The following is a 22,274-nucleotide window of genomic DNA, read 5'->3' as shown; positions in this document are numbered from 1 at the left end:
CGACAAAATCATACCCATATCGATAACTACTAACAGTTAGAAAGACAGGAAAATAGATGAGCAAGCAATATACTCCAGCAACAGTTTGGACAATGGATAGCGAGAATGGCGGCGAGTGGGCAAGCATCAATCGCCCCGATTCTGGCACTAGATATCAGCAAGCACTTCCTGTAGGCAAACATCCGATACAGCTTCACTCCTTAGCGACGCCAAACGGTCAGAAAGTGACAATCATGCTCGAGGAGCTGCTAGCTAAAGGAGTATCTGAGGCCGAGTACGACGCATACTTGATAAACATTGGCGACAGCGAGCAGTTTTCATCGGGCTTTGTCGATATCAACCCCAACTCCAAAATTCCCGCATTAGTTGATAATTCTGCCGACAGCCCGATCAGAGTATTTGAGTCGGGCAATATTCTACTCTACCTTGCGGAAAAGTTTGGCTACTTCCTGCCAAGTGATACGGCGGCACGTACAGAAACGATGAACTGGCTGTTTTGGCTGCAAGGCTCCGCGCCCTACCTTGGTGGTGGCTTTGGCCATTTTTATGCCTATGCCCCTGAAAAATTTGAATACCCAATCAACCGTTTTACTATGGAAGCTAAGCGTCAGTTAGATGTGCTTGATAAGCAATTGGCAAATAATGAATACATAGCGGGTAAAGAGTACAGCATCGCTGATATGGCAATTTGGCCTTGGTACGGTAACCTAGTGCTCGGTAAACTTTATGATGCTGCCGAATTCCTAGACGTCACGAGCTACACTCACCTGCAACGCTGGGCTAAGCAGATAAGTGAACGCCAAGCTGTTAAACGTGGTCGAATCGTCAACTGCTCTTGGGGTGAAGAGTGGCAACAGCTCACTGAGCGACACAGCGCCGCCGACATAGATGAAGTATTAAAAAAGCAGTCCTAATCGTTAGCTTAAAAATATGTTCGCTCGTCAGCTCCACAGCGGCAGTTATCTTTAATAACTGCCGTTTATGCCCATCTAACCTCTATTTTTCAGCGTATAAACATCATTAACAACAACTCCCCCTTGAAGACCCACCACAACCGCTATCTTTTGAAGCATTACCACCACCGAGGTAGTTATTTTCGCTTAAATAAAACGTGGTAAAGTTCTCTTCAAATTTTTGATGAACTGACTTTTCCGCAATACCGGACGCCATCACGTTATCAGCCCATATTTGCAGTAACGGAAAACCAGCGAACAACTCAGTCCCGGTATGCTTTTGTACTAAGGCTGCTCGATGGAATAGAGGCAACCAAGCCATATCAATATTGCCCAATACGTCGGCGCAAAAATATTGAGTCGCGGTGTGTTCTTTAAGAAACGCTTCGACTTTGGCAAACGCTTTATGCATAAAGACTTGACGCTCATCAAAGGTTTCCTTGTTACCACTTTGCATGTGGCTGCACTGTTTAAGGTAAAGCTTAACCCCCTGATAGACCCATGCTCTTTGTCTAGCACGGCACGCAGACTGATTAACTTCAGGCCTTAGCAATGGGTACTCTTCATCTAGATATTCTGCTATCGCGTCGGACTCTGAGAGCGCGATGTTATCTTCTGTAATTAAAATAGGCACCTGACCATTAGGTGCGATGTCTAAAAACCATCGCGGCTTATCTTTAAGGCTGATGTATTCAATCTCATAGGGCACGCCTTTAGCTTCGAGCAAACCGGTAATACGCTGCACAAATGGGCAAATAATATAACTAACAACTTTCAACATTGGCTGATCCTTTATGGGTTTTCCCTATAAGACGCTGAGAGTCTGAAAAAGACGAAAGATAAGTAGCACACAGCATTAAAAGACCACTCCGATAAAAATGGACTGCCGCGACTCTCCATTTTAAGTGGACCGGGATATATGCTAAAAACAGGGCAGATGCTCGCCCTGTATTTATTTTCAACCAATAGTGCGGAACAAGAGTTACAGCGCTCTTGCTGTTTTTATATCAATTGGTTTTTGTAAAAAGGTGATCTCTGGAAACAGAGCAGACCTTGGGATTTCATCTTTACAATTAGCCGATAGAATAAAATACTTTGGGTGATAAAAACCTAAGTCTTTTAACAATGATATCAGTGTTAAACCATCGGTCTCATCAAGCATGTAGTCCATTAATACAATAAGAGATGGCAACTCAGCGGTTTGCTGCTTTACATCATAAAAACTATTCAGCGCGTTTATGGTCTCTCGTTCATCTTTAGCTGTAATCACGGTGAAACCGTCACTTTCAAGCATTGACTTACAGACTTCCAAATTAAAACAGTTATCATCAACAAGTATGACGTGCTTTGCATTTTCGACTTTGTCCTGGTTGACAACGGGGCTTACGGCTAACTGATTGCTCTTCTTTTGCGCAGATATACCCACTCTTGCAGTTGATGATGTGTCGACTGCAAATTTTTTGCCTGTCTCCATATGACTTTGCCTATACGGGAACCGAAAGATCACTAGAGTTCCCTGATCTTTGCGACTGCGGATTCGGATACTTCCACCTACACTCTCGATCACCTTTTTACAGGTATATAAACCAATACCAATTCCTGATTTAAGTGCTGAGGATGATTTCAAGTCCGTGGTAAAAGGCTTGGCGATTGCTTCCATTGATGCTTTGGACATTCCCTTACCAAAGTCCTTGACTGCGACTCTAATAAAGCCACCCAATGCTTTATCCTTAATGTCAGGGGTAATCGTCAAGCTTTGTAGTATTGGACTAACCTTAACACTACAGATCACAATATCACCGGAACTGTACTTAAAAGCATTATTAATAAAGTTAGTGGTTAACTGGAAAAACTTAGTATCGTCTAGCTGAAGAAATTCAGGAGTGCCACTGGAGAACTGCATCTTCAACTGTTTTTTATGAGTATGACTAAATGCTCGATAGTAATCGTCAATTTTCTTTAGAAACTGCGGAAGGTTAATCTCTTCATAATGTAGGCCCAACGTACCAGAACTTGCCTTACTGTAAGTTAAGGTATTTTGAGCAACGTTATTAAGTAAGTTGGCAGACCAAATGATTTTATCTAGGTTCTCTTTGCCGCTATCAGAGCAACAAGACTGTGCTTTTAACATATTTGCATAACCTAAAACTGCATTAATAGGCGTTCTAATTTCATGATTTAATGTTGATAACAACGCTAACTTCGAATTGGACTCAATACGTTGTTTCTCTTTATCAATACGATTTTGAATCAACATCGCGATAAGTATTGAAAATACCAGTCCGAACAAAGGCCACACTAATAATAACACAACGATTTCAACTAACTCTTTCTTCGTTGGCATATAATCTACAGACAAACGATAACTGGTATTGTATTCAGGTAAATCGACGAACTGCTCTGAATGGAAACGAAATAAAGAGGCCAACACTCTTCCTTCATAATTTTGGCATTCTAGATTACTAAAGGTCTTTTCTCCAAAGGTAAATCTCTCACATATATCGTTATTTTTATCTATCTTTTGCTGTAGTCTTTGATGCGAAACAGCATAAACTAGATAGGGCTGTTTAGGCTCATCAATACTAATCACAATAGTAGAAAAATCCTCGATATCATAAGTGATTTGATCATTAATATCAGAACGAACACTGCCATTGCTTACTGCATCATAAAATGCAGAGTCAGACAAATATCTAAGTTGTAAAGATGGATCTAATGTGAACGCTATTGCTGACTTAATTTTGAGTAAATCTTTCGAAAACAGGCTGAATTCAGCTTTTGTTACCTCATTAGAAGCATTAAAAAGTGAACGAAGTGCATTCATCATAATTTGATGTTGAATGAGTTGAGTTCTAGATGATTCAAAGGCCTTATTTGCTCGACTTTGATATTGCTTACTCAATTCTCCGTGGCGATATTGCCAAAGCACAACGTCAATGATTAGCGTCCCAAAAACACCCAACACAAAAACAAAACCGCTAAATTTCACTTTCAATATCCTTAAGTAAAATTTGCAGAGTTGTGATATTCCCTAGTAGCTCCACCTTGCTAAGGTCATCGCTATAAAGCGCTTCATTGTCAATTTTCAAATATCGACAAATACCCTTGTACTTATGAAGTTGTGCAGAAACATTATCAAAATTACTACTATCCAACTGACTAGTTTCAGAAGCTAAATTATCAAGTTCCAATGTTAGAACCCCATAAAGATGACTCCTACTAACATCTTTGAAATGAGCAAAAAAGGTGCGGAGCTTAGTTTTAATACTTTGGCTAGCAGCTAACATGTTGACACTCATTTTGTTGGTTATAATTATTAATCCAAGCCATCAAATAGCGCCCCTCTATGGGTGGGCTAATGTAATAGCCCTGCGCTATGTGACACCCTAGGGCTTTCAGCTTCTTTAACACTGACAATGTTTCGACCCCTTCAGCAACGACTTTGACATTCAGTTTACGGGCTAAAGCTATTGTTGACTCAACAATAGCTTGATGCTGTAAGTTAACATCAAGATCTGTGACAAAGTCTTTATCGATTTTTATCTCATCAAATGGAATGCTGTCTAAGCGGTCAAACGTAGAATAGCTCTTACCAAAGTCATCAAGTGATATCGGAATATCATTAATTATGAACTTTGCGATTGCTTGTATCGATCGGTCTTGATTAATTGTTTGCTGAGACTCTGTCAGCTCGAGCATCAGCTTAATATCTGAATGACTTAAGTGCTTATCAATCACATAATTGATAAAGTCATCAGACAACAAGTCATTAGCACTTATATTGACTGATAAGCTATAGAACTTCAATTTCTCAAATAAATGCCATTGCGATAACGCCTGATTAAACACTAACTTAGTAAACTGACAATTTAAGCCCGACTTTTCAATTAATGGGATAAATTTGTCCGGATAAATAAACCCATCCCCTTGAATGCAAAGCCTAGACAAAACCTCAAAACCGACCAATTCACCTGTTCTTATGTTTATCTTAGGTTGGTAGCACAGAAAAAGATTATCTTCGTTTAATAATGATGTGATGTTAGCTTCATTACAGATCGGTGTTACTTCTATTGACTGCTCACATTCTTGCGGAACAGATTTATTTGCCGAGACCGAAGCATAAATTTCACTAATATCTAGGGGTTTTTGAAATACGCCAACCAAATTCAAACTAAAGCTATTAGTAATACTGCCTATTAATTCTAGAGTTCGTTTATCAGAGGAACTTACAATTGCTAGCGGGATTTCACGACTACGAGTAGTCGCCATATGGTTGATAATGGCAAGGCCATCACCATTCTCCATTTTCAAATCTGCAATAACTAACTCAATGGCTGGTAACTCATCTATATATTTATTTTCAAGCATCTCTATAGCTTTATTACCACAATCAGCCTCATGAAAATCAAACTTAACCTCTGGGGCAACCAAGGATAACTCACTTTTTATCGTCTCTCTTACAAACAGCTGGTCATCAACAATAAGTACTTTCATTAGCAACCTCCTTGATCATCATTGCTAAGAAAAGTAACCAATCTTTTCGGCGATATCACTGCCAACTTGAGCAAAAAACGATTCGCCATCAGTTCAGAACGACTCAGCAAGAAAGAGTGAATGGCTACCATTATGTCGTTAAACTCCATATTTCTAACCTTAAACGGCTCTAACTTCGCCGTATTTAATTTTTTAATGAATCCTTCATCACAGACGCTAAAGCAGAGGTAGCGTAAATTCTTTTGTTGAGAAAATTGATTGATATAAGTAGACATAATGCTGTTCTCAACTTGTTTAGTTGCACCCGCTGAGGACAATACCAACATTGCATCACGATCTTTGTGCTCACAACTAGCCACTATTTCACTAAGGCCACTACTAATATTGATTAACTCAAAAACATTGTTAGCTGAGGTTTCCAAATAGAGACCGTGACCTACGATTTGACCATTAAATGCTTTTGCTATGGAGATTTTTACATTAGTGAGGCCATAAAAGTCTTCAAGAGGAGGCTTTAACTTAAGACTTGGATTGCCTTCATAACGAAGGATCATCTTAAGCACTAAGTAAAAGCTATCATCTTGGATATCGAGACTTTGAATTTGATACTCATCATTTGCGTAATATGGGTGGCTTGATTTAAGATCTAATGCATTAGGGATAGCCACTAACGAGCAGCACTCCTTCAAAAACTGTTTATCGCAACTATAAATACTCGTGAGTTCATTGTCGTACAGTTCGACTATTTCAGCTTGTTTAGCTAAGGATGGGATATTAACACCACGCTCCCAACGGCTAACGGTAATAGTATCTAAATTATGAAAAAGACTACTGTGCTGCCTTAGATGCACACATAATTGCTCTTGTGACAGATCGTTATTTTGCCGAATATGTTTCAAAAAGGTGGAGAATACATGGCTCTGCTTGTCTTTTGAATAGGAGTAATTGGTAGAGGTCATAACGCGTTCCATTAGTTTTTCTTAATTGTTTTAATAGTCTCATATATTGCTCTCTGTCTACGCCGTCGATACATTCAGGATATAGCTGCGTGTACATAATCCACACCCGATGATCACTCTCGTTAAAATAAAGGCCTGTTACATGCTCGTTCTTCATACTTCCACCAGTAAGTCATTTGGTATAATTAACTGATTACTGAGTGTAAAACATTATTAAATATGACAACATTGGCAAGTTACATGCTAAGTGTCATCTAACATGCCTAGCTAATATAGAGCTTCGTATCAAGCCCTTTAAAATCCTAGAGAACAAATAGATAAAGCTAAATCCACGAGCTAAGATAGATTTATATGGCGGGTAATATCACTTATTCAGCCCGATAAGTCTGTAGTAAATCAATCAACAAAGATTGACAGTTTTTTTAAGATCTGACTGTTTCACTTAGATTTGATAACAGATATCCGTATCAGACTATTCTTGATATTCTGGAGTAGATTTAAATTCAGTTAGTCGTATGGCTAAATAGCACAGCCTAATTAACTAGCGCATAAGGCCACTTCTACAATTCATATTAATTAATCATCAGGACCATAAAATTGTAAGCTAAAGACTCATAAATTAAACATTATCGACTCTGACTCAACCATTTAAATATAAAGTATAAAATATAACTACTGTGATAGAATTAATAAGTTGAAATTCTAAACCTTCAATACAGAAAATAATCAAGGGAGATAATCAAGGGAGATAATCAGAATAAATTTAAATATTCTTATGCTCACAATAAACGACAGTTTGAGGATGTTCAAATGTGTAATTAAGGCCATAAAATTCAGAAATACAACCTGAAGCATTACACCTATCATTGCCGAAGTGAACCGCACACTACATGCTCAAGTCATCCATTTCTTTGAGCATTCTATGTAACTGTAGCTCTAAAGAACAACTGGGGTAAGGTGAGCCTGATGGGTCGCTTCATTGTATCAACAAAGTAACCATTAGGCCTTAAGGAGCCTAACGTCTACTAAGCGTCAACTTGTACAGTTCTAGGTAGAAGATGCGCCGCTAACAGCGGATAAAGTGGCAAGGCTCATGATAACATCGTTCCAGTGTCACATTCGCCTCAATTGGCACCCAGCTAGATGATGGCGTGGACCTAGGTTTACGCTCTAAACAGACCTGTTTTTTGATGACAATGCCATGCGCTATTTCGGTAAACTCTCTATGGGGAAGCAAAACGAATATGACTGGGGATTGGTTATGACACCGGAGAGGCACAAAAATCGTCCGATCATCATTAATTACGAAGGCAATTTAATCTTTGAAACCGATTACGGCTTCTATATTGGCCCAGCGTTAAGGATTAAATACTATGAGCCAAATCAAGATTCATTGCCACAATTGGCGATAGATCCCCCGAACTTTCAATAATTTAAGGATAAGCCTTTTTCGCTTGAATTAGGCATCGTACTCACAAAGGACACCCGGGAATTTTCAGTTAATGTATGGAAGGGCTATTTCCACAATTTTGAATATACTGATTACTTTCAAAGAATTGGCAGCGGTAATGACTATCAAAAATTAGCGCTAAACTACCGTTACTATTATTTATCTCCCCTTGGCCGAGGGTTGGCTTTTACAAAGCATTTCAATGGAGTCAAGGCGACGCCCCCAACTATGACCTAGGCAGCACTCGCTAAGAGGTACTTATAGAAACCATTACCGCAACAACAATACCATCGAACATAGCGTTGGGTATCGACATACATTTAAAGATAGCGATGGTGGACTGACAAGACACGGTATGACGGTGCTTAATGAGATAGGTCTACCGCAGAAAGCCCTAATCAGTTCTATGGAGAAATCATTTTCAGCTATGGCCTAAGTTATCGTTATGAGCTATAACCAAGAATGAATGTCAGGGTCGATTACGATAGGAATGCTACGAAGAGTGGGTTCTATTTGATCTTTAATGAAGCATTTTAGAAGGGCAGATGCTATAGCTCCCCGTAGCGCGATTATTGTCAATGCAGCTGTCGATGCTGTAATTGATAACACTATCAGCCAGTGTTTTCACCATTAAAAAATCAGCCATTCGGACCAAACTACGGCTTACTTTGATTTATTAACCTCGGACTCGCGTCGAACCAAAATGAAGGTCAGGTACATTTTTGTCGGTAGCGACAGTACCATGCCTAGAGCAATACACATTGCGCTGATAATAATCCCTGTTACCCCCATCGCTTCTATCGACTCGCTAAAGTTATGCAAGTAAATACCGAGTAGGATCAACAACAAGCCTATAGAAATACAGGTTTTTAAAATCAATATCAGTTTTGCATCCGTCACATCTAGCCTCCTCAAGATTAAGTATTATTCCATACACTAATATTGAATCTATTTGACTTGCTACATGTTGACCAAGATCAAAGTTGAAAAGCAGAGTCTAATCCTTTAGCAGATAAACATTCAGTATTAGCCAGCACAAACAACACTGTTTCAAAGCCAGTAATTGTCGGTAGGAAACGGTAGTCTATGTAGAACAAAGCACATATTGCCATAGTCGAGCTAGCCATCCAGATTTCCATCTTATTAGTAGGAAAAAACATCTCTTTGTTAGTTTTTAATCTTGTCAAATAGCGGTACCAGAATCGCTAATCACATTGGCTTTGATTTAGATCAATGAGCGCCTACGCCTTTTCAGGTCTTATAAGGGTGAGCTGAGTCACAAATATAAAACGTCGCAATACAGCAAGGCTCACACATTCGATGACTTTATGTCTTTTCATAATAAATGAAATGTAAAATTTAGAGGTGCCTGATGGAACTACTACCAAATTGTTATACTGATCTTTGCGTCAACGGAAAATGGTTCCACTATGATCATGGTGCAAGCTCAGTATTCATGCTCAATGGCAGCAAGCCACTCTCATTCGAACTCAATTCACTTCCTAAAACGGAAGATGAGCTGGAAACACATTTAAGCCATATTGCAAGCAGGCTAATATAACGCTGGTGAGCCGATTGCCGGCTCACTTACAGACGAAGTCATAAATAGACTAACAATAACCTAGCTTCGCGGCTCGGCCTCACAAAAAAAGCCTCGCGACATATTGTCTAAACGACCTCAAGGTAAGATACAGCTTGCCCCCTTTGAAACCAGAGGGGACACAGTGCTATATCAATGATTGATCCAATATTTAACCGCCAGTTCTGCGACTTGCATTTCAATATCGAATGGTACTGGCTGGGGAATATATTGTAATGACCCACGGTTGATGGCGATACGCTCCAAACTTAAAGATTGTAGCGCAAGACCTAGATCCATGATTTCAATTGGGTTGCCATCTCCAGCCGACAGATTAACTAAGTTAGCATCAGATAGGACAAAAAGTTGTTTATCTGCAAGTTGGTAAGCTGTTACATGTGGACGAATTTTATCTTTGCTTTCACTCATCGCCTGTAGTTCAGCCATATTAATTTCACGTTGAAAATGGCCTGCATTGGCAATTATGGTGTTGTGTCGCATTAACTTGAAGTGTGCACTGTGCAATACGTTGTCTCGCCCGGTAATGGTAACTACCATATCGGCATCAGGCAGTGCATCTTCTAGGTTCGCGGTGTAAAAACCTTCCATATGCGCCTCAAGTAACGATAACGGATTTGATTCAACTACCGTAACGTGCGCTCCCATACCACGTAGACGCTGCGCCGTACCTGAACCACAATAACCGTAGCCAATAACCACCACTTTTTTGCCGTGGAGCATGACGTTTGTAGCACGCATGATGCCATCGACAACCGATGAGCCCACACCAAATCTATTTTCGATGATACGTTTTGCTTGGGTATCATTAATGATCAAGGTGCTGAACTGATCAGCATTGAAATCTTCACGCAATCGGTTAGCCCCTGTCGTTGTTTCTTCTGTAGCCCCCAATAGCGTATGCTTAAGCGGAGCAAATTCTGTCTCAGTAAAAATAAGCTCGTGTAGATCGGCACCATTGTCGGCAATGATGTCGGGAGCATGGGATAAGACCTTACGGCAATAGCGAATATGGTCGTCAAAATTTTCATCCCGCTGAGAATAGACACTCACCCCATAATCGGTAACCAATGCTGCGGCGGTTTCATCTTGAGTCGATCCGGGCGACCCCGTAATAACCACCTTAGCTCCGCCTTTAGTTAATGCCTCTAACCACACCCCTGTTTTCGCCTCTACATGCAAACAGATGCCGATAGTTAATCCGGCAAATGGCTGCTCCCGCTCAAAGCGTTCAATAATACTGCGCATTATAGGCATATGGTTACGCGCCCAGGCGATTCTGCGACTACCTTGTGGCGCAAGAGATAGATCGGCAACGTCATGCTCTGGATGGATGATATTTGTCATAGGGCCTCATTTATATAAACGTATTTTGGACCGCTAAATCATCGCTGATAAATAACAAGGCGTTAATCAACTTATTACGAACTTATAGTTTCCATACTGTGCAAAATAGAGGGTGAAACCACATTATTATAATAAAATCCTTAACAGTCGAAATTTCGCTATCCCCAGCCAGTGAGTTTCCACTTTAGAAACAATATAAATATTAATAATAATAGAAAGTGAAGCAGATACTGTACCGATATGCATAAGGAGTTAAGCCGTGAAAACGATGAACCTGAACTTACTCGCCACCTTTTATAGCGTAGCCACAAATAACTCATTCTCTGCCGCAGCAGAGAAATTATGCTTGTCAAAATCGGTGATAAGTAAACATGTAAATCAACTAGAATATGAGCTGCGTTGCTCTCTCATTCAACGCACCACACGCCGAATTAGTCTCACCGAAGAGGGACTATTTCTCTACGAGCGCTGCGCTGAGATATTTGATAGCGTTGATAAATGCTACAACTTCATTGATGAGCGCAAAGACATTGTTAGAGGAAAGCTACGGGTAAAAATGCCTGCCGTGTTGGAGTTTGATAACGGCATCACTAACGTGTTTGCCGAACTACTATCAACTTATCCGGAACTCGAACTTGAGATTATTTTTGATAATAGAATTGGCGATCTCATTCAAGAGAAAATTGATATAGTGCTAAGAATTGGCGCACTTGAAGATAGCTCGTATAGATGCAAAAAAATCAAAAACATAAATACCTATGTTATTGCCTCGCCAGAATACCTTTCTCGCTACGGTACGCCTCAAGATCCTTTTGAGTTAAATAAGCATAAATGCATGAATTACACCCACTGTCTAACCCAAAACCGGTGGATGTTTATCATCGACAGCAAACAGGTAAAAATAGAAATAGCCCCTTTTCTTCAGTTAGAAAGTGAGTCATTACTCGCGGGGTATGCCGTTAAAGGGTTAGGCATTACTACCACCCTCGATTTCATTGCCGAACCTTACATTGAATCTGGTGAGCTAGTCAGTTTACTAACAGAGTTTACTTGGAAAACAGAGCTATACGCAGTCTACCCAAACAACGCTGTGATACCTTTGAAAAGCAGAAAGCTGATTGATTTACTTGCTCCCCAAGCCCTGTAACCTAAAAATTATTGGTGTTCGAAAAATCATTTACCGTCAAAGTTAAACCCACTTGTTGTAAAGACAAAATAAAGATAGGCCAATCTACTTTAGTTAACCGGCCTATCACGGCTAATCAACGCGCCGACATTTTCCTTAGCAACGAAAAAGCCTGCTTAGCATTTTCATCGGTTACGACAAAACCTGTCATGTTATTTTGATCATCAAAAGCTTCTGCAGTCACGCCATGTTTATCAAAAGCCACTCTCCATGAGGAATCAGTATTAAACCTACCACCCACTTGGATTGGATATGTCGGTGTTTTTACTTTAACCATCATTGGCGGGAAGCTCAACTGCGATAATTGCCCCAATAACTGCTTTGCCAGTGCATTGGCACTGAGGATTATAGGTTGAAGGTAAGCCATGACTCTGCCATTAATCTCGGCGCAGTCCCCTAATGCATACACATTATTGGCAGATGTTTTAAGTTGCGCATCAACCACAATGCCGTGTTTGACCTCAATTCCTGCTTGCAGCGCTAACAGCGTGTTCGGACGCAAACCTGCAGCTGAAATAACGCAATCAACATCAAACACCTTACCAGCCTTGGTGCTCACCACAAACGCTTGCTCAGCCGCGAATGATTCTATTGTTGTCACATAGTCATTGAGTTCGAGTGTCATTCCACCGTCACGCAGTGGCTGCTCCAGCTTCAATGAGACAAAGTCGGGTGCGACATTGGCAAGCAAGCGGCTATTAGGCTCTACAACTATCACCTCTTTACCACTGGTTTGCAGATCCATCGCCAATTCAACACCAATCAAGCCACCGCCCATAATCAAGATGCGGTCAGCCTGTTTTATCTCTAATTGCGAGCGACGGTACTCTGATAAACTGTTCAATGTAACAATCTTTGCTGCGCAATCTCCTTTAACCGGAGGAATAAAGGCACTCGCCCCAGTGGCAAAAACCAGTTTAGAGTAAGCATAAGAATCGCCATTGGCATAGAGACATTGTGCCTGCGTATCGACTCGCTCTACCGGAGTATTGGCCAGTAACTCAACCTGATACTGGGCGGCAAAGTCAGCACCTGATAGCAAGATCAATGCATCTGCATCTTGTTGCTTTGAAAATACATGACTCAGATCTGGCTTGTTATACTCATCGCCGTCATCGGCCGTAAAGACCTGAATAGCTACAGTGCTATCTTGCCTACGGATATTTTTTATCAATTGATATGCGGCGAAACCACTACCAATAATTACAATCGGTGCTGTCATTACTACTTCCTCTAAATACGCCAACTAAACCTTGTGTTCAATAAACACGTCTTTGCCTAAGTTACACTCAGGACAGAGAAAATAAGCAGGAACATCAGACCATACCGTTCCAGGCTCAATATCTTGGTTTGGCTCTCCTTTTACGGGGTCATAAACCCAATTACACACGGTACAGATCATACGTTGGCAACCAGACTGATGAGCAGCTACATTGTCATTAGTCGCTCCAACAGGTACTGATTGTTGAGCCACTACTTGCTCAACAACATCGCTATTTTCCACAACTGGAGCAGGCGTAGCCGCCAGTTTCTTTGCTATCGCGTTAATTGGATTAATCGCTGCAGTAGCTGTTAAAGGGTGCAGAGCCCACAGTTTAGCAATTTGACGACCATGGTCACGACATTCGCGCATCGCATTACCATCTGGTCGCCACTTGGTTTTCAAGCCAATCGCAGTTTCAAAACCGGCGTCCATTAAGCGAGTGTTGATACGGTCGACTGCGCCACCATTCCAGCCATAACTGCCAAATGCAGCCGCTTTCTTGCCTCTAAATCTGAGTCCGGTGATCTCCTCCAGCATGCCTGCAATTTTGGGCATCATCACATTGTTCATCGTCGACGAACCAACCAAGACACCTTTTGAGCGGAAGGTATGCGAAAGGATTTCGTTCTTATCATGCTTAGAAACGTTGAACACCTTAACCGCAACAGCAGGATCGACGTCGTGTATGCCTTGAGCAATGGCATCTGCCATCATCCGAGTATTGTTCGACATTGAGTCGTAGAAGATAGTGATTTTGTCCTCTTGATAGCTATCAGCCCACTCGAGATATTGCTGAATGATCTGCGTTGGGTTATCACGCCATACAATACCGTGCGCAGTCGCAATCATATCCACCGGTAAATTAAAACTTAAGACTTCATGGATCTTAGCCGTGACAAGACTGCTAAAGGGCGTAAGGATATTTGCGTAATAACGTAGGCACTGCTCTTTAAGCTCATTTTGATCGACTTCATCGTTAAACAGATGTTCATCGCAGTAATGCTGACCAAATGCATCATTACTGAATAAAACCGCGTCTTCTGTCATGTAGGTCATCATGCTGTCAGGCCAATGCAACATTGGCGCTTCGATGAAAATCAGTTGCTTACCGTTACCAATATCCACACTGTCACCGGTTTTGACTATGTTGAAATTCCACTCAGGGTGATGGTGATGACCCACAATAGAATCAACCGCCGCTTCGGTACAATAGATGGGCGTCCCCGGGATTTTCGCCAGCAATGCAGATAAAGCGCCAGAGTGATCTTCTTCCGCGTGATTCATCACAATAAAGTCGATGCTGTTGAGATCAATTTCCATCTCTAGGTTTTGAACAAACTGATGACTAAAGCGGTGATCAACGGTATCTATCAATACCGTCTTTTGTTCACGAATGAGGTAGCTGTTGTAACTAGTACCTCTGGTCATTTTATATTCTGTACCATGGAAGTCCTGAACTTCCCAATCTCGTTGACCGACCCAATGAATATTGTTTTTTACATGAATTGTCATTTGCTACCGCCTAAAATATTAAATAAGTTTTAATTTCTAAGCTGAGTATTAGCACTAACCATGCCAAAAACGTAATCCATTGAAACTGAGTCATAAAGGAGAACCCGCCTGAAAATCAATGTCAAAATAACAATGTCGCACAGTGTCTTAAAGACACATAGGCAGTCATAAAGACAGCTCAAATAATAGTCATAATGACTTACTTAAAAGAATGCTAGCTATTAAAAATAGTGTCCGACTAGGTAGCACTGACTAATACCAATTGCATTAGGTATTTAATCAATTCAGAAGCGCTCAAGCTTTTCAATTCAAGGCGCATTGACGACAGAATGGTTATTCCCTTATGAGCCAATGCAAAGCAGAAGTGGAATGCGTGAGCGCTTCCCGTAGGGTGGGTTTCAAATCACTGTAGGCAATTGGCAGAACTGGAAAGTGAATTCGTTGATAAAGGTACACGCAGACATTGATAGCCTAGATAAAACGCTGGCCGACGGCTCGAATGTTGTGTTGTAGATAGTGAATCAGACACTAATAACCGTTCAATTAGTGGAAGGTAAAAATTTATCTCCCCTAAACGCAAAAAAGCGAACCATAAGGTTCGCTTTTTTTAATAATTGAAGAGAATTTAACTTCTCTTTAATTATTTAAAGTGATTCAAATAGCTATTAACTATTTGAATCGACTTTCAACTAGATAGCAACTACGTTAGCTGCTTGTGGGCCTTTTTGGCCTTGCTCTAGGTCGAAAGAAACTTTTTGGCCTTCAGCAAGAGTCTTGAAACCTTCTGAAGTGATAGCGCGGAAATGTACGAATACGTCAGCGCCGCCATTGTCTTGAGTAATGAAGCCAAAACCTTTGTCTTCGTTAAACCATTTTACGATACCAGTAGTTGAATTAGACATTTTATGTCCCTTATATAGTTGAGAATTAATAAATCTATCGCGAAAGTGCGATGTGCTGAGAGCCTGAATTATTAAATGTTACGATGAAGCTAAGGGAAACACAGATGATACAACGATAACGCAGAATCTGAAGCTTTTCTTTTACTTGATGTTTCATTAATAACTCTGTATGCCAGAGCAAGGCGTACTTTACAGCACTTTGAGATATTGTAAAGGTTTAATTTATGTAAAAAGATGTCGTAGCCGTAAAATTGTAACGCCATATGGAATAAAACAGATACTGTAGCGACCCGCTGCACCATTAAAAACACTTAAAATCAGTAGCTTGCAACTAGAACATTAAGGGGTATTTTCGTTCCGCAACATAGTCTGCCATGCTGAGGCTTGTTTTTTTGTTAACTTCTACTTTGAACAAGATCCCCTGATTCAACTTGGAATGGCGCTACCAAAGATCGGCATCAAAGCGTGCTGTTCTGGCCTCGCTCATGCGGCAATCGGTGATGTGCACCAATTCGGCCAAGGTGATGTTGGGGTTTTCACTAATAAGGCGAGCAAGCTTTTCTGCTAGCGGTTCCAGCTTATCTGCATGACCAAGCAATGCCGTTTCAATCTTTTTGATAAGATAATGAAACTCACCATTAGCCCCTACCTCCCGTTGCCCAGTTTTGATTGACTCAGCTCTCAAATCCCTTGCAAACGATTGAATGTCGATAGCCTCACCAGAGAGTTGCCAATTTCTAGAGCGACGCACCCGCTTAAGCTCACAATGATACTGCGCAGCAAACACTTTAGCACTATTGACGGTTTCCCTACCTATTCGATGAATAAGGGAGGGAAGTGAGATGATAATGGCTTCATTCATGGCTGTATTACGGATCAATTACTCTGAAGCTATTTAATCATTAACTGTCCGCAGATCCCACAGTTCCTACTCAAAGAAATGATAACGGTTCACCTCTGCATACATTGTAGTGATCCGCCAACCTTCCTAAAACCATGGTTTATCAACCTGTCCGTCGAAGATTAAACTAACTTAAATTTACTCACCAATATACTAAGCTGCTCGTTGGCTGCTGAAAGGTTTCGGGTACTCTGCGCTGTATGCTGACCATTTTGCAATAATTCAACAGCCATCGCTTCAATGGCGTGCATATTTCGGCTTATCTCTGCAGTAACCGTACTTTGCTGCTCAGAAGCGGTTGCTATTTGCCCGCCTAAATCATTTATCTCTATAATAGAGTCGGTCATTGCATCTAGGCTAGTGGTGACGAGAGAGGTGTTTTCAGCCACGGTTTGGCAGCTGTTTTTGGTTTCGTTCATCACTTTTTCAGCCCTGCTAGCATCACTGCGTAGCGTAGATAAGATCTGCTCGATTTGAGTCGTACTCGATTGTGTACGCGAAGCCAGCGAACGCACTTCATCGGCGACGACCGCAAAGCCCCTTCCCTGCTCTCCCGCTCGAGCCGCTTCGATAGCCGCATTCAGTGCCAGCAGATTAGTTTGATCGGCGATCTCCTTAATAACCCCGAGCACGGATACAATTTTATTGGTGTTTTCACTCATAGTATGAATACTGCTGGTTGCTGAGTTCATTTCCTCAACCAGTGATATAACGCTGTTTGAGGCTTCGACTACGGTTAATTTCGACGCTTTTGCTTCTTCGTTGGCCTGCTGGGTACTCAACGCCGTGTTAACTGCACTTTTAGCGACTGCATCTGCCGATGCATGCATCTGATTAATCGCTGTTACCGCCAGTTCAGTCTCTGAACTATGATTATTGAGCGCTAAGCTATTACGCTCCGACTGGTTATCGAGTTGTATTATCCCTTCGGTTATCTTGTGCGAAGATTGCGATATATCCAGCATCATGTCATGTAAATAGCCAATGAAACGATTAACCGAATGGCCTATGTCGCCAAGTTCATCATGACTAACAATCTCTAACCGAGAAGTCAGATCTGCATCACCTGTGGATAAGGCTTCAATGCGCTTTTTCAACACCACCATGTCAGCAATGATCTTGTTTAATAGATAAACACAACAGCTAAGCGCAACGATAATAAGCAAACTTGTTAATGCAATACTTTGATAAATTTTACTGTCAAAGATCTCTCGAGTCCCGGCTGTTAAGCCCTGTTTAATCGAGGTCACATTTGATTCATAGGTGCCAGTTCCGATCACCCAACCCCACTCAGGTAAAATATTCCTGACGTAAACAATCTGAGTTTGAGTTGTATTGGTTGCAGCTTCAAAAATTGAAAGCGTTAAAAAGGCATCAGATTGACTGCCTAAAGCTTGCTTCACCTTAGCTGAGTTTGCTGTAAGTTGGCCAATTTTCTCTTTTTCAGAGTGAGCCAGAATTTTACCATCCGTATCCTGTATCCAAAACTTACCCTTGTCTCCAAATTTGGCTGCCATCACCGTCTGCAGCGCCGCGGTGATCTTATCTTGTTTTAAGGTGCTGATGTATTCACCCGTAGCGATCACTAGATTAAGAGGTTCAAAATAAAATGAGGCAGAGAGCTTTTCTTCGACCTGAGCTGTCGATGGATTTGAGAAAAAATAGCTACTGAAGCCTATCTCATTGTTTCTCGCTGCGGTGACAATATCGCGGGCATAAAAGTTGCCTCTGTCATCAACAGCATCACGACTATTTCCCATTGATACGCCACCCATACCTGATGCCTCATTGGTGAGGGTATCCGCATCATAGGCAAACAAATATCGCCCCTCTCCCCATTGATATTCATTGAGGAAGGTATACACCATCATATCGGCTTCATCGGTAAGGTTATTGTCATACATCCGATGTATGACATTGCGAAACATCTTAATCTCGTCGCCCAACGCCTGTTTGATATTATCGATCCTAGAGAGTTGATAGAGGTCGTTAACCGAACGGCTTAACGTATCAACTTGACCAATGAGATTTTGCTTTACTAGCGCCTCAACTTCATTGCCAATATTCTGCTCCTCCTGCTTAAGAACCGCCTGCTCTATTACAAACATGTTGGCAACAAATAAACTGGAAACCGCAATAAGTAATATAGCTACCAGAATGATTAATTTAGCTTTTATCGTCATTTTCATAAAAGACCGCCTAAATAAACACTGCAAGACATAAGAAAAATCTAATAGATATTAGGTAACAAATGCCACTCAAATACAACGCCAAAGTTATAGAACTGTGAAGCCTGCGTTACTAAATGTTCGCTCTAAATGGGTTATCGATGATAGCTAAAACATTAGAGTTAACTGAAGCTTAGAATTAAGCGCCTGATCATAGCCCATGGAACACATACTTATGCTTAAGTGTCCGTGGAGGTAACTCACTAGAAAAGGAGATTATTGCTTGCACAGCAGAAGCGATTAAGCAGTCGTCGAATTTTTAACGTCATATCCAAGCAGTGTTGGGTTTCCATTCATCCACCCAAGAGGGTAATTTAGCAGCAGGCATAGGCCGCGCTATACCGTAGCCCTGAGCAAGTACGCAACCCATCGACACTAGCTGCGTGCCATGTTCAATACTCTCTACCCCCTCAGCTATCACTTGACGATGAAAAGCAGAAGCCAAGCTAATGACGCCCATGACTATCGCCCGATCATCAGAGTCCACTAACATATCTCTGACAAAACTCTGATCGATTTTCAGTAAATTTGCCGGTAGACGTTTAAGGTAGGTCAGTGAAGAAAAGCCTGTACCAAAGTCATCTAGCGCAAAGCCTACCCCAATATCAATACAGGCCTCCATCGTCGCCGACACTTTGAGCATGTCGCCTAATGCACTGGTTTCTAGGATCTCAAGCTCTAGTGAGCCGGGGTTAATTGTTGGTCGTAGCGCTAACGCAGTGGATAACTTAGTGACAAAGCCCTCTTGTTGTAATTGATAAGCGTCGATATTGACACTTATCGGAATATTCAATTCAACCGCACTCCACTGAGCCATCTGCGACAGCGCCGTATCAATAACCCAGTCTCCTAGCGTTAAACTAATCGGATGTTTATCGATGATAGGTAGAAACTCTCCAGGCAGCAGTAAACCTCGCTCAGGATGCTGCCAGCGGATCAAAGCTTCACAACCAATTACAGTACCAGTCTTCATATTCACTTTAGGCTGGTAATATAATACAAACTCCCCTCGCTCCAGTCCTCGCTGAATATTTTCAATGTTCTCATGTGTAGTTTGTATGGTTTTATCTTCATTGACGTCAAATAGATGGAAGCGATTCTTGCCTGTTTGCTTGGCGATATACATAGCTTGATCAGCATGGCGCAGCAGCTGGTCGGCACTGACATGGTCTTGAGGATACAAGGTCACGCCGATACTGGTCGACACTTGTAAAGTTACATGGCCAGACGTCACGGGACAGCTTGCCGACAACAATAAACGCTCCAATATTCGCTCACAATCCTCCATGCTTTCTAGATCCACCAGCAAGGCAACAAATTCATCACCACCGATGCGAGCCAGAGTGTCACTCTCGCGCAAAGTATCACTCATCAGCCTCGATAGCTTGATTAACAGCTCATCACCCATATCATGACCGTAGGTATCATTGACTGCTTTAAAACCATCTAAATCAAGATAAGCCACCGCTAAAAACTGTTGGCGCCGCTCACTCTGCATCATGGCATGAAGCAATCGGTCAGCCAGCATCACTCGGTTAGGTAAGTCAGTTAAGGTATCATAATGAGCAATATGTTCGAGCTGCTGTTGATGGCGCTTCATTGAAGTAATATCGGAAAAAAGTGCAACATAGTTTTTGGTTTTACCACTGGTATCAGATACTGCGCTAATGGTAATGAGCTCAACAAATACCTCTCCATCTTTACGTTTATTCCACAGCTCTCCCGACCACTGTTTATTTTCTAATAGAGAGTTCCACATTACCGAATAAAACTCTTGGCTGTGCCGATTTGATTGAAGAAGTCTTGGATTTTTACCCAGTACCTCTTCGCGATCATAGCCGGTGATCGTACTAAATGTCTCATTGACATCAATAATGTTACCACTGGCATCTGTGATCATAATCCCTTCACGGGCGTGAGTAAAAACACTTGCGGCGAGTTTTAACTTTTCTTCAATTACCTTATTCTCGGTGACATCAATGAACTCTATGATCCGCGCTTGTTGTCCCTTGTAGATAATATTTTTGCCTTTGATAGCCAGTGGGTATTGAGAACCATCCTTACGTACCCCTATGACTTCATAGCTATTGGTGTAGTCACTGCGCATATTTTTGAGCACAGCATCAAGGTACTCTGGCGCAACTAGGTCAAGACCTCGCATGCCCATCAGTTCGGCATAGCTAAAACCCGTGATGTTTGACAAACCACTATTACATTCAAGAATTTTCCCTTCGTCATGGATGATTATACCGCCATAAGTTGCTTCGCTAAGGGCTTTAAACCGCTCTTCACTGTGCTGTAACGTCTTTTTCGCATCAGCCAAGCGCCGATTAAAACGATGCAAATAAAAATTAACACAACTGGTTGAAATCACAATGAAGAGTGCAATGAAGAGTACCGGATATACCCATTTAGGAAGTGCGGTAGCACTAGGATTATAGTCATAGATAAAGCCAGCAAAGTTGCTGTTATCCTTAACCAGTTTGGCTTTGACAAAAGTGCTAGCCATATGCTGCCAGCGTTTGGGGTTCATATGGCCGATTTGGATCAGGTCAGGCACAATCAGCTTACGCATCTCTGTCGCTTCGAAGAGTAAATGTTCTGGTGATTTATTGGCTTGGTATTTGGTCAGTAATAGATCCACAATTTCTTCTGGATTATCCATCGCATAACGCCAACCTTTAAGCGTAGCCCGTCGCATGGCCGCTACGCGCTCAGGCTGCTCATTCAGTTCCGTCTCCGAGGTAAATAAAATATCACTGTAAAAGTCGACCCGATAACTGACTGGGTCAATAACGTTATAGGAGATGTTAAGTTGCTTTAGAATGTAGGGTTCGTTGGTGGTGTACGAATTAAATGCATCCACCTTGCCATTGATCAGATCATCAAGATCATAACTGCTAGAAATAATATCCAGTTGTGGTAACGAGATCCCTTCATTGACAAACATAGTCAAGAAATCTGCATCTTGATTCTTATTGGCTAACATCACTTTTTTGCCTATAAGATCATGGGCAGAGCGTATTCCAGACTGTTTTAGAGTCAGTAATATTGATGGAGAGTGTTGGAATATAGCAGCAAGAGCAACCAGAGGTTCTCCCTGCAAACGTCGATAAAGGATCTCACTGTTGCCGACACCGTATAAAGCATCACCAGATAGCACCTCCTCCACGGGTGTGTGTTTAGGATCTCCCGCACGAAGTTGAACCTCAATACCTTCGTCCCGATAAAAGCCCTTTTCTAGCGCCGTATAGTAACCCGCAAACTGAAACTGATGGTGCCAACGCAGTTGCAGGGACACTATATCTTGCTCTGATTCAGTTTCTGCAACCGCCTTAGAAGTGGGGACCCAAGCAAGTATGACGCAAAGCATAACAACAAAAAATGTCAGCCATTTCGATGAAATAGATAAGTGCTTACTAAGCGAGAATAAACAAGTCAACATCCTGTAAACCTTACGCTTAAACGATATTAAGCGATG

General features: G+C 41.6%; 17 protein-coding genes. 3 read left to right on the top strand and 14 right to left on the bottom strand.

All coding sequences use genetic code 11. The annotated features are described in order from the left end of the window. The first annotated feature begins 56 nt into the window (after nucleotides 1-56). The gene (gene yghU, locus JK628_RS05505) at nucleotides 57-914 is read left to right on the top strand and encodes a glutathione-dependent disulfide-bond oxidoreductase (RefSeq protein WP_202288338.1); all 858 of its coding nucleotides are present in this window, start codon (nucleotides 57-59) and stop codon (nucleotides 912-914) included. A gap of 106 nt (nucleotides 915-1,020) precedes the next feature. On the opposite strand, the gene JK628_RS05500 is transcribed toward yghU, so the two are convergent. The 5 genes from JK628_RS05500 to JK628_RS05480 form a co-directional block, all read right to left on the bottom strand. Further along, nucleotides 1,021-1,734, bottom strand: coding sequence for a glutathione S-transferase family protein (locus tag JK628_RS05500; protein WP_202288336.1), 714 nt, complete (start codon nucleotides 1,732-1,734; stop codon nucleotides 1,021-1,023). 201 nt (nucleotides 1,735-1,935) lie between these two features. Next, nucleotides 1,936-3,942 (bottom strand): hybrid sensor histidine kinase/response regulator, encoded by a 2,007-nt coding sequence (locus tag JK628_RS05495; protein ID WP_202288334.1) that lies wholly within the window; start codon nucleotides 3,940-3,942, stop codon nucleotides 1,936-1,938. Continuing rightward, the gene (locus JK628_RS05490; RefSeq protein WP_202288332.1) at nucleotides 3,932-4,240 is read right to left on the bottom strand and encodes a hypothetical protein; all 309 of its coding nucleotides are present in this window, start codon (nucleotides 4,238-4,240) and stop codon (nucleotides 3,932-3,934) included. The genes JK628_RS05495 and JK628_RS05490 overlap by 11 nt, the downstream gene beginning before the upstream one ends. Beyond that, nucleotides 4,227-5,447 (bottom strand): EAL domain-containing response regulator, encoded by a 1,221-nt coding sequence (locus JK628_RS05485; RefSeq protein WP_202288330.1) that lies wholly within the window; start codon nucleotides 5,445-5,447, stop codon nucleotides 4,227-4,229. The genes JK628_RS05490 and JK628_RS05485 overlap by 14 nt, the downstream gene beginning before the upstream one ends. Beyond that, nucleotides 5,447-6,406: a helix-turn-helix domain-containing protein gene (locus JK628_RS05480; protein ID WP_202288328.1), complete on the bottom strand. Its 960-nt coding sequence runs from the start codon at nucleotides 6,404-6,406 to the stop codon at nucleotides 5,447-5,449. The genes JK628_RS05485 and JK628_RS05480 overlap by 1 nt, the downstream gene beginning before the upstream one ends. A gap of 1,201 nt (nucleotides 6,407-7,607) precedes the next feature. Here JK628_RS05480 and JK628_RS05475 point away from each other — a divergent pair. Beyond that, nucleotides 7,608-7,838 (top strand): hypothetical protein, encoded by a 231-nt coding sequence (locus JK628_RS05475; protein ID WP_202288327.1) that lies wholly within the window; start codon nucleotides 7,608-7,610, stop codon nucleotides 7,836-7,838. A 681-nt stretch (nucleotides 7,839-8,519) separates the two neighbouring features. Here the strand turns inward: JK628_RS05475 and JK628_RS05470 are convergent. The 3 genes from JK628_RS05470 to JK628_RS05460 form a co-directional block, all read right to left on the bottom strand. Then, nucleotides 8,520-8,756, bottom strand: a complete 237-nt coding sequence (locus tag JK628_RS05470) for a hypothetical protein (protein WP_202288326.1) — start codon at nucleotides 8,754-8,756, stop codon at nucleotides 8,520-8,522. Between the two features lie 77 nt (nucleotides 8,757-8,833). After that, nucleotides 8,834-8,983, bottom strand: a complete 150-nt coding sequence (locus tag JK628_RS05465) for a hypothetical protein (protein WP_202288325.1) — start codon at nucleotides 8,981-8,983, stop codon at nucleotides 8,834-8,836. A 605-nt stretch (nucleotides 8,984-9,588) separates the two neighbouring features. After that, nucleotides 9,589-10,800, bottom strand: coding sequence for an adenosylhomocysteinase (locus JK628_RS05460; RefSeq protein ID WP_202288323.1), 1,212 nt, complete (start codon nucleotides 10,798-10,800; stop codon nucleotides 9,589-9,591). A gap of 268 nt (nucleotides 10,801-11,068) precedes the next feature. Here JK628_RS05460 and JK628_RS05455 point away from each other — a divergent pair, with 268 nt between their 5' ends. Continuing rightward, nucleotides 11,069-11,947 (top strand): LysR family transcriptional regulator, encoded by an 879-nt coding sequence (locus JK628_RS05455; RefSeq protein WP_237524214.1) that lies wholly within the window; start codon nucleotides 11,069-11,071, stop codon nucleotides 11,945-11,947. Between the two features lie 115 nt (nucleotides 11,948-12,062). On the opposite strand, the gene norW is transcribed toward JK628_RS05455, so the two are convergent. The 6 genes from norW to JK628_RS05425 all read right to left on the bottom strand — a co-directional run bounded on the left by norW (nucleotide 12,063) and on the right by JK628_RS05425 (nucleotide 22,238). Then, nucleotides 12,063-13,208, bottom strand: a complete 1,146-nt coding sequence (gene norW, locus JK628_RS05450; RefSeq protein ID WP_202288320.1) for an NADH:flavorubredoxin reductase NorW — start codon at nucleotides 13,206-13,208, stop codon at nucleotides 12,063-12,065. A gap of 24 nt (nucleotides 13,209-13,232) precedes the next feature. Continuing rightward, nucleotides 13,233-14,762, bottom strand: a complete 1,530-nt coding sequence (gene norV, locus JK628_RS05445; protein WP_202288319.1) for an anaerobic nitric oxide reductase flavorubredoxin — start codon at nucleotides 14,760-14,762, stop codon at nucleotides 13,233-13,235. 689 nt (nucleotides 14,763-15,451) lie between these two features. Next, nucleotides 15,452-15,664, bottom strand: a complete 213-nt coding sequence (gene cspE, locus JK628_RS05440; RefSeq protein ID WP_101093053.1) for a transcription antiterminator/RNA stability regulator CspE — start codon at nucleotides 15,662-15,664, stop codon at nucleotides 15,452-15,454. Between the two features lie 442 nt (nucleotides 15,665-16,106). After that, on the bottom strand, nucleotides 16,107-16,526 hold the full coding sequence (locus tag JK628_RS05435) for a ribosome recycling factor family protein (RefSeq protein WP_202289722.1): 420 nt from the start codon (nucleotides 16,524-16,526) through the stop codon (nucleotides 16,107-16,109). 161 nt (nucleotides 16,527-16,687) lie between these two features. Next, a complete protein-coding gene (locus tag JK628_RS05430; protein ID WP_202288317.1) occupies nucleotides 16,688-18,754 on the bottom strand; it encodes a methyl-accepting chemotaxis protein in 2,067 nt (688 codons plus the stop codon). A 304-nt stretch (nucleotides 18,755-19,058) separates the two neighbouring features. Further along, nucleotides 19,059-22,238 carry an EAL domain-containing protein gene (locus JK628_RS05425; protein ID WP_202288316.1) on the bottom strand — a complete coding sequence of 1,060 codons (3,180 nt, stop codon included), beginning with the start codon at nucleotides 22,236-22,238 and terminating at the stop codon, nucleotides 19,059-19,061. Nucleotides 22,239-22,274: the final 36 nt, after the last annotated feature.

The organism is Shewanella sp. KX20019 (assembly GCF_016757755.1).
Taxonomy (GTDB): domain Bacteria; phylum Pseudomonadota; class Gammaproteobacteria; order Enterobacterales; family Shewanellaceae; genus Shewanella.
The sequence above is the reverse complement of the archived record's forward strand: the minus strand, read 5'-3'. Positions and strand labels throughout refer to the sequence as shown.